11 protein-coding genes and 1 pseudogene are annotated in these 8,028 nt (G+C 51.8%); 1 reads left to right on the plus strand and 11 read right to left on the minus strand.

Annotated elements, in window-relative coordinates; all coding sequences use genetic code 11:
* A pseudogene (locus tag P1U71_RS17975) lies at positions 1-317 on the minus strand (hypothetical protein); the annotation flags it as partial.
* On the opposite strand from P1U71_RS17975, the gene P1U71_RS03605 reads away from it, so the two are divergent.
* Positions 217-534, plus strand: coding sequence for a hypothetical protein (locus tag P1U71_RS03605; RefSeq protein WP_301104181.1), 318 nt, complete (start codon positions 217-219; stop codon positions 532-534). The pseudogene P1U71_RS17975 and the gene P1U71_RS03605 overlap by 101 nt on opposite strands.
* Here the strand turns inward: P1U71_RS03605 and P1U71_RS03610 are convergent.
* From P1U71_RS03610 to P1U71_RS03650, 10 genes are all read right to left on the minus strand, one after another.
* The gene (locus P1U71_RS03610) at positions 531-890 is read right to left on the minus strand and encodes a hypothetical protein (protein WP_301104182.1); all 360 of its coding nucleotides are present in this window, start codon (positions 888-890) and stop codon (positions 531-533) included. The genes P1U71_RS03605 and P1U71_RS03610 overlap by 4 nt on opposite strands.
* A gap of 109 nt (positions 891-999) precedes the next feature.
* On the minus strand, positions 1,000-1,398 hold the full coding sequence (locus P1U71_RS03615; RefSeq protein WP_301104183.1) for a transposase: 399 nt from the start codon (positions 1,396-1,398) through the stop codon (positions 1,000-1,002).
* Positions 1,376-1,606: an HGGxSTG domain-containing protein gene (locus P1U71_RS17980; RefSeq protein ID WP_367281109.1), complete on the minus strand. Its 231-nt coding sequence runs from the start codon at positions 1,604-1,606 to the stop codon at positions 1,376-1,378. Before P1U71_RS17980 ends, P1U71_RS03615 begins: the two co-directional genes overlap by 23 nt.
* Positions 1,584-2,324, minus strand: coding sequence for a hypothetical protein (locus P1U71_RS03620; protein WP_301104184.1), 741 nt, complete (start codon positions 2,322-2,324; stop codon positions 1,584-1,586). The genes P1U71_RS17980 and P1U71_RS03620 overlap by 23 nt, the downstream gene beginning before the upstream one ends.
* An 11-nt stretch (positions 2,325-2,335) precedes the next feature.
* Complete coding sequence (locus P1U71_RS03625; protein ID WP_301104185.1) at positions 2,336-4,033, minus strand: toprim domain-containing protein; 1,698 nt, start codon at positions 4,031-4,033, stop codon at positions 2,336-2,338.
* Positions 4,030-4,773 (minus strand): DUF1376 domain-containing protein, encoded by a 744-nt coding sequence (locus P1U71_RS03630; RefSeq protein ID WP_301104186.1) that lies wholly within the window; start codon positions 4,771-4,773, stop codon positions 4,030-4,032. The genes P1U71_RS03625 and P1U71_RS03630 overlap by 4 nt, the downstream gene beginning before the upstream one ends.
* A 168-nt stretch (positions 4,774-4,941) precedes the next feature.
* Positions 4,942-5,259 (minus strand): hypothetical protein, encoded by a 318-nt coding sequence (locus P1U71_RS03635; RefSeq protein WP_301104187.1) that lies wholly within the window; start codon positions 5,257-5,259, stop codon positions 4,942-4,944.
* 257 nt (positions 5,260-5,516) lie between these two features.
* On the minus strand, positions 5,517-5,732 hold the full coding sequence (locus tag P1U71_RS03640; protein ID WP_301104188.1) for a helix-turn-helix domain-containing protein: 216 nt from the start codon (positions 5,730-5,732) through the stop codon (positions 5,517-5,519).
* Positions 5,733-5,836: 104 nt separating this feature from the next.
* Positions 5,837-6,601 carry a hypothetical protein gene (locus P1U71_RS03645; RefSeq protein ID WP_301104189.1) on the minus strand — a complete coding sequence of 255 codons (765 nt, stop codon included), beginning with the start codon at positions 6,599-6,601 and terminating at the stop codon, positions 5,837-5,839.
* On the minus strand, positions 6,598-7,809 hold the full coding sequence (locus P1U71_RS03650; protein ID WP_301104190.1) for a site-specific integrase: 1,212 nt from the start codon (positions 7,807-7,809) through the stop codon (positions 6,598-6,600). The genes P1U71_RS03645 and P1U71_RS03650 overlap by 4 nt, the downstream gene beginning before the upstream one ends.
* Between the last annotated feature and the right edge of the window lie 219 nt (positions 7,810-8,028).

Here is an 8,028-nt window from a genome sequence, read left to right on the forward strand (position 1 = left end):
ATGCCGAAAGCCTTCGCCTCATAGGACGCGGCAACGCAGGCCCCTGATTCATTGTCGATTGCCGCTATCGCGACGGGCTTCCCCCGCAAGCTTGGGTCTGCCTGCTGTTCCACACTCGCAAAAAAGGCATTCATATCAATGTACAAGCTGCGCATGGGCGTCATGTCATAAAAATCCGTCTTGCAAAATGAAAGCAAATGTTCTCTCTTTGTTCCCATGACGGAAAAGAAAAAGCAACTTGGAAATGTCGCCTTTGGTGGCAACTGGTCGGAAGAACTGGTGGATAAAGACCAGCTTAAAAGAATGCTATCTATCATCGAGCGGGCCGCGAGGGAGTGCGCCAGCCGGGATGTCCGCAGCCGCCCGCTTGAAAAGGCGCTGGAAGAGATAAGCCTGACCATCGAGAAGGGGCCGCAACTGACACGGCGGTTTATGAGGGCATTATCGGAGCCAAACCCCGGCTTGAGGCAAATGGAAGCGGGCAGGGTAGCCCGGATTATCAGAAGGTCAGTTGGGGATTACCGGCTTGGTTAGCTGCACTCAATACCCTTACCCTTCATGGGATTGCCCAGTCTGTCCTTGAAAACAGGATCATCTGCCCACTTGCAACTGGTCATAAATTCAGCGAGGGTTTCGGCATATAGGCCGGTAGCGTCGCAATTGATTTTCCCAGTCATTCGAATTGTGATGCACGTTGATTCAATGGCGTCACCCACCGCTCCAACTGAGTCATCACAAACAAATTGACCTGTTGCTGGTCGGGCATCCACTTTGCAGGCCGCAACCAAGTCTGCGAGTGTTACAGTCGACGATTGCGCGGCTGCACTGGGAAGCCAGTATAACGCTGTAAAAAGAACCAAGTAGAAACTGTAAGAATTTGAAAGCCGCATGATATTCCTCCGGTATTCAAAATGCGCTCACATCATAATGTATATTAGAAGTTTATCAACTGGCGGGCGGATCGGTCAGACCTTGAACAATAAGGAAAACTCAGCCAATTTAAAGGGAAGGTCCGCCATTATGCCCTGAATATCTGGCAATCCACTCTTTCTCAGTCATCGGCTTTTTGTGGATTAAGGCAAACCGGTGCTGCTCGCTGTTATGCCTGCGGATATAATTCCGCCAGCCAAAGCGGTTACACATCTGCCGGAACCAGTGATGATTATTGAAGTTGCGGTTTTTAAGGTTCTGACGCCCCTGCCTCTCCCACCAAGCCTGCGAACAGGATTCTCCCCTTTTTATGGTGTCTAAAAACTCAGGATATTGACGCTTCCAGTTATACAGACTTGCCCGACATATACCGAGTGCCGCCGATACTTCTTGAATGCTCGCACCCTCCTGCATCATGGAAAGAACTTCATTCTTCATTTCCGGCCTATACTTCGTAGGACGTGCCATCTAGGGCCTCGCGCATATCTCGGATGAATGCTGACATTTGCCGCCGTTCGGCAATTGCTTCATTGGTGTAATATCCATGTTTGTAACTCCCGTTGCGCGGCCCTTTCGGCGCTCCGGGCGATGTGCCGCCGTGCATCCGGCATCTACCGTTTTTCATCGCCCTGGACTTACAGGGCGCTCCGGACCTAGTCCTTGCCCCGCAGTGCATGGGGTTGCCCTCCCTTTTCCGTTTTACCCCCACCCCCTTCTACCGTTCCAATGATGGCCTGACCGCCTTCGTTGACATGGACATGCTCGACCGTCATTTTCTGTTGCCCCTTTCCCCGGTGCTTATTCAGGGTTTCAACCTGCCGGGTATAGACGTTCATCAGCTTTGTCATTCGGTTTGCGGCACTGTCGCTTTGTGGTATCGTTTCCGCGTGGTTGAGCTGCATTGTGGCCTTCATTATCGCCCGGTGTGTTGCGGCCATCTGGACAGCTAACATACCCTCAACACCATCCATCGGCGCTATGCTTGCCACCAGCCCTATATCTGCTGTTACTTTCTTGGCGATGGTGTCCGTGTCGTCATCCTTTGACCCGCTGGCCTGCAACAAGGCATTGCATTGCATATTTAGGATGCCGCCATTATCAACACCAAGGGCCGAAATCAGGGCAAGCAATCCTAACTCCGCATCATCGTTGTAATAGTAATTTAGCCCATATCCATCGCCGCCGTCTTTCAGGCTCGCGGCAACGCTCGACGTTTCATCTAGTATTGTATGTAACCGCTCCCGTACCGGCTCGGGCATTTCGTCTATGCGGTCGCGCCTTATCATAACTTCCGGGCCTGCGGGCTTCTCGGTTTCTGCCGGGGGGCTGATAGTTTCCTCTTTCAAACCCCCAAACATGGCCTCGGTGTTCTCGGCTGTCTTTTCTTTCGTCATGCTGCCCTCTTTCAAAACTCGCCTAATGGCTTGTAAATTCTGTGCGCACCATCAAACCAGAATGTCAGTTTTCCGGTGCTGCCCCACGCTGGTTGCTCTTTCACCTTGCTTATGGCGACGGCTGTTGTCTTTTCCTCAAAGCTCCGATGAACAACCAGCCCCATATCGGCCTTGTTGAACCAATGCGCGGACCCTGAAATGCTGTAGAGGTCCGGCATTGGCTGGTCGCCATTCTGGTCCCTCTGCATCTTCGCCGGGTGTGCGACCACCCAAACCGTTACGTCGTGCGTTCGGCAGAACCTTTTAATCTTCGATATCAGTTGAGAAACAAACTCGGTCTCCGTCTGGTTCTTCTCCCGTCCGGCCTCGATCTCGTTGTACGGGTCGATGACCAGCCCCTTGATGCCGTACTTGAGGCATGACAACCGCGCCTTCTCAAGTATCCAGTCAACTGTTGGCGTATGGTCGTTGCTCGTGATGTAGTAGAAATGCTGGTTCACATATTCCAGCCCCGCCGTGATTTCCTCCGGCGTCATTCTTGGGTTCGGCCCGTCATAAAACGGTTTCTTCAAATGCTTCTCAAGCAAGCGGCTTGCGTACTGCGCGGGCTTGTGTTCTGGCGAGAAGATCCCAAATTTCCAGCCGTGCTTTTCAGCCAGCGCCATCGTGATCTGCTCAAGAAAATTTGATTTCCCGTGGTTGGGGATACCCGTAACAACATGAAATGTTCCCGGCATGACTTTGTAAAAATCGTCCAGCCCATCTATGCCGATGCTGATAGGCTGCGGCCCGCGACCGTGGTACATGTCGAGAACGGCATCGCCAAAATCCTCGAACCTGTAAACCCCATCTATCGGCCAAGGTTCTGCGCCTTCAATGGCAGATATAAGTGCGTCTTTTCCGCCGCCTATCTGCAACATCATGTTTGCGTCTTTAATCCCGTTTTCCCAACGGACCCGCCAACAACGGTCTTTACCGAACCGGTGCGCCAGTTCATCCGCCAACGCCTGACCGGGCTTGTCCGAATCCGTGGCGATAATCACCTTTGTCACGTCATTCAGTTTTGGCAGGCAGTTACGGAGTGCGTCAAAGCGTTTATCGTCATCTCGAAACTTGGCCTCTTTAGGTGCGCCATCTGGGAGGCTTACCGCATTCATGATCCCGCACTCATTGAGCGCCAGCACATCCATTTCGCCCTCGACAAAAATAACCCCGTCACCGGTCATATTGTCGATATTGAAGAGGGACCGCATTGCCCCCGCTGTCTGCTTGAATTGCTTATCCCGCGTCCGATACTTCACATTGACCGGCTTACCGTCCAGGCGGTAGGGAAAGGCTATGCAGCTTTTCTTGTCTGACCCGTAATATTCCTCTGTGGCGTAGCATCCTGCCGCGTCAACGGTCGCCCGCGATATACCTCGCCCCTGAAACCATTCATACATGGCCTCTGATTTCTTTGGCTTCTCCGGCAGGGTTGGCCGCGTCCATTTCTCCGCCTTCTCGAAGCAAGGAACATTCCCGGTCATTCCGCAATGATGACAACACCAGGCCGCCCCTCCTTCGCTGTCGATCTTCACGCCCAGACACGGGGCGTTTTTCTTCTTCCGGTCCTTGGAGCATTCCGGGCAGGTCGTAACATGTTCGCCGGGTGCGTAATCACTAAGCCTTATGCCGTGGTCCGCCAGCTTTTCTTTCACGTCCCTGCTCATTGTGCACCTCCCATGGGGTTGGCGGTCACAAGGTCGCTATGCAAGCGATTATATTCAGCATCCGTCATCTTGTGGGCTGGTGTCTTTTTACCGGCCAGATATTGTGCGTTCTTTTTGGCGAGCGCCGCCGACGCTCTCGGAAACCATTTATCTACCTTCTCGGACGTGTAATAATCATCGAGGCTTGTAAGCTCCGCCCTTAAATCCGGTATGGCGCTATAGGCTTTTTTCCAGTCGTCATAATCCCGTTGGTTAAGCCGGATTGTCTTACCCTCAAAAATCCATTTCCCCTTATTATTATTCTCTTTATGGGTATGGTTATGGATATGGTTATGGATGGCATCGCCCGAGCATTGCCCGGAGGATGCCGACGCATCCCCCGTTTCTTTAGTTTTCAACCACTTAGCATTGGCCGCTTTGCGCGCTTGATTTGAACGCTGTTCTACAGCAACTCGTTCTTTCGTCAAACGGCGTTGCGAAATGGTGTTTTCATCGACCTCGAAAAACTTCAAGATTATGGGCTTTATCCGCTGCCATTGCTTGTCTCCAAGTCCGGCATACCGGGCCAGCAAATTATCATCGTTTGGCAGGGTGCAATCCTTGGTCCGCCAGCAGGCGATGAGCAGGAGCATATAAGCCCCGTGCTCTATCGTCTTGAGGTGCGACGTGTCGCCAAGGTAGGCGTCTGTCCAGAACGGCATATATGGATAGTCTGCCATCAGACGCTCTTTAGCCTCCATTGGTCCATGAAGTGCGAAACGACGCGGGCATGCATCTTGCCGCCTCTGTAAGCCGTTATCAGGGCATGTTTCCGCTTCACTGGCGGGAGGTCTTGCAGAATGGCTTCCCAAGTGTGGTATTCAAGCGTTGATGACGCTGTCGGCGCTCTGAGAGGGAAATTGACGATCTCACCCATTGCCGCCTCCATTGTCATTGGAGGGACGTTTGATCTCGATGATCTCAACCGGTGTTTCCAGAACATGCCTACCATGCCAGCCACCCTCGTGGTTCTCACGGTCGGTTCGGATCGAAAGACCGTGATTATGGCGAAGGTCAAAGCAATAGGCGCTAAACCGCAAAGCCCAGGTCGATGTTTCAAGGGCCGTTGTTCCCTTCTCCCCTGCCTCGACAAGCGCTAACAGGCATTTCGCTGTCTGGCCGTGCACGGTGACGGGTACGGGCGCATCATACTCTTTGTTGATTGCTGTAACGGCTAGCCGGCTCATGCTACACCCCCAAAATTCTCCCGAACGATGAGGCGGGCTAGGTTGGGGGATACGCCGTAGCGATGATGGATTAGCGAAGCCGTTAAGGAGATGTCCGGGGCGGCCTCATTGATGAGATAGGGTTTGTCTTTAATCTCGTTTTGATGTACAATTTTCATTATCTTGGTCCTGTGGTATGGGATTGAAATTAAAGCCTGCCCCGCTACGTTTGGTGACCGATGCGGAGGCGGGCTTTTTCGTGGAAAGGGGGGCCGTCATTATGCGGCCTCGCCAGTGTCCGAAGTTGATGTTCTCTTTCCTTGAGAAAGCCATGCGTCTAGGTCGGCAATGTCATAAACGACAATGCGCGGTCCTGCTTTTGAGTACGGTGGGCCATCGCCACGCCACCGCATTTTTGCTAGAGTAGATTCCGCCAGTCCGACATAATCAGCGGCGGCGGGTGCTCTGAGTTTCTTACTGGTAAGTGCTTCCATTTAAATCTGTCCTTCAATTGATTGGGAACAACTGTTCCTCTGCAATCAAAGGTACGGATTTCAGGGAAGATAATTAGACCGGGGGGATTTATTTATAGATCGAACTATTCGGGGGAATTGTTTGTTGCCTTATCAACTGGCCCCCTTTTTAACCAGCTATCATGAATGCCATCGTAAAGTTTGGCATTAGTCCACAAGGTTTTAAACGATTCCTTCGAAATCTTAAACTTCTCAATTGCGATGTCTCGAACCTTCCCTTGATTGGAAAATTCTTTGGTTTTTGGCTTTTTCATCAACTCTACTAGCCAATCACCGCATTCATTCTGTGTCTTGATTGACGCCTTGGCGGCAGTTACGCCTCGCGGCCAGCGTTTCATAACGGCTTCTTTTTCAAACTCGGCACCATACCATGTCGGTATTTCGGCGCGTCGGACATGTGGACCGGGAAACATATCCTCTAAAGCAGAATCGTCCTCCCCTATTTCGCCTCCACCGCGAAGGAGGGTTATTTTCGCCCGGAAATAGTTCGGCGGTATTTCCTTGGGGATGCCATTTGCCATATCGTCTTCCCTGCCCTCTACCCGGATATTTGAGTGCTTGTCAGAAAGTGCTGCGATTAATTCTTTTTCCGCCGCCGCTATTTTTGCTTCGGCTTCCTCTCTCGTCAGGCCAAAGTCGATAAATCTTGCGTCATATTTTTCCGGCGACATGCCCCATATCCGGCAATAAAACTCTTTCATGCTTTCTTTGCCATGCCATCCCGGTTTTATGTGAGCCGGATAGTCCTCCTTGTAAAGCTCCTCCTCAAACGCCTTGCCGAAAGCTATCCATGTGAGTGCCTCGATGATATTGAAATACCTGCCGCTCATGGTTTGCTGCCCTCTATTTTCACAACATTGTCTTTCTGCATGTCATCCATGGCCGCGCTTATCCGCCCCGCCACAGAATCCGCCGCCTTTCTCATGGGATCGGCAGACCGCTCGACATACCGGCCCGCCATCGACATGGTTTTATGACCAAGTAAATCGCGCACGATAAACGCATTGAAACCGGCCTGAGCGGCATAGGTGCCCGCCGTGTGGCGAAAGTCATGTAATCTTGCGTCCAGTATCACCGCCGCTATTCGCACTTTCTCCCAAAATTTATGGAGGGTGTGGGTTGATAGCGGTTTAGGAGACGAAGGCCCCTTAATCACATATTCCCCGCCCGTCAGGCTTTGCAGTAAGACTTGTCCAGGCGCACCAAGCGGGACTATCCGTGCTCCCGCCTTGGCGTCCGGCAGTTCTATAATTCCGTCCGTCAGGTTCACATACTGCCATTTCAATGAAAGTACTTCGCTAATTCGCATTCCCGTCAATGCCAACAGTCTTATAGCGTCAACGCATCCCATCGGAGCAGAATTTGCTTCCTCAAGTTCCCGGAGAGCGCCGCCAATCCTTTTTAGCTCCACCTCCGTAAGAAACCGTTCGCGCTTATCCTCCCGGTACTTCTTAATGCCGGTGCAGACATTGTGCGGCAATAGTTCCCATTCATTCACCGCAAGACTCAACATCTTTGAGAGATAGGCCAAGGCCCTGTTTGCTTCATAGGGCGTCCCTTTCATTGACAGGTGCCACGCCTTAACCCTGCTTTTTGAAAGCTCCGAGATTTTCAGGCTCCCGAATGTCGGCTTGATCCGCTTTTCTACGATACGCTTGATTTCTTTCAGGGTGCTTGGCTTGTTGTGGACCTCTACATGCTCGGCAACATACCGATCTGCCAGACCATCGATTGTATATTCCCGACTGCGGCGGGTTTTCCTCTCCGCTACATCTTCCCCCAGCTTGACGGCGGAAAGTATCTTACCGGCTTCTGCCCGTGCTTTCTCCGGTGTGAAGGGGGAGCCGTGAACGCCTATGGTAACACGCCGCGTCTTGCCGCCACGTCCACCAATTCGATATTGCACAAGATAAACCTTCCGACCTGACGGCATGACCTTGAGCCCGAAGCCCTTTAGCGACGTGTCCCAAAGATAATATTCTTTATCTCCAACTTGTGCCGCGTCTACGGTTCGCTTCTGAATTTTGCCGCTTGCCATTGCCCCGTTCCAATCCTCGGATATCAGTCCAGTAATCACATAGTAAGCACGGATAATGCCAGCTTGAGGAATACAACAGACTGTTGATCCATGATAATATGCTGTTTTACGGGGGTTTTGTCAATGTACCGGTATGCTAATAATCCCTATGGAAAGGCAATAAAACAGATTCAAAATCTGTTGTCCTTAGGGCGTGCCTGTTCGAGTCAGGCCAGGGGC

It is taken from the genome of Sneathiella sp. (genome assembly GCF_029233945.1).
Classification (GTDB): Bacteria; Pseudomonadota; Alphaproteobacteria; order Sneathiellales; family Sneathiellaceae; genus Sneathiella.

What these genes read in the sequence shown, in the direction of transcription:
- P1U71_RS03610 (WP_301104182.1), bottom strand. Translation starts at nt 890, where the DNA reads ATGCGGCTTTCAAATTCTTACAGTTTCTACTTGGTTCTTTTTACAGCG.
- P1U71_RS03625 (WP_301104185.1), bottom strand. Translation starts at nt 4,033, where the DNA reads ATGAGCAGGGACGTGAAAGAAAAGCTGGCGGACCACGGCATAAGGCTT.
- P1U71_RS03605 (WP_301104181.1), top strand. Translation starts at nt 217, where the DNA reads ATGACGGAAAAGAAAAAGCAACTTGGAAATGTCGCCTTTGGTGGCAAC.
- P1U71_RS03630 (WP_301104186.1), bottom strand. Translation starts at nt 4,773, where the DNA reads ATGGAGGCTAAAGAGCGTCTGATGGCAGACTATCCATATATGCCGTTC.
- P1U71_RS03620 (WP_301104184.1), bottom strand. Translation starts at nt 2,324, where the DNA reads ATGACGAAAGAAAAGACAGCCGAGAACACCGAGGCCATGTTTGGGGGT.
- P1U71_RS03640 (WP_301104188.1), bottom strand. Translation starts at nt 5,732, where the DNA reads ATGGAAGCACTTACCAGTAAGAAACTCAGAGCACCCGCCGCCGCTGAT.
- P1U71_RS17980 (WP_367281109.1), bottom strand. Translation starts at nt 1,606, where the DNA reads ATGCACTGCGGGGCAAGGACTAGGTCCGGAGCGCCCTGTAAGTCCAGG.
- P1U71_RS03615 (WP_301104183.1), bottom strand. Translation starts at nt 1,398, where the DNA reads ATGGCACGTCCTACGAAGTATAGGCCGGAAATGAAGAATGAAGTTCTT.
- P1U71_RS03635 (WP_301104187.1), bottom strand. Translation starts at nt 5,259, where the DNA reads ATGAGCCGGCTAGCCGTTACAGCAATCAACAAAGAGTATGATGCGCCC.
- P1U71_RS03645 (WP_301104189.1), bottom strand. Translation starts at nt 6,601, where the DNA reads ATGAGCGGCAGGTATTTCAATATCATCGAGGCACTCACATGGATAGCT.
- P1U71_RS03650 (WP_301104190.1), bottom strand. Translation starts at nt 7,809, where the DNA reads ATGGCAAGCGGCAAAATTCAGAAGCGAACCGTAGACGCGGCACAAGTT.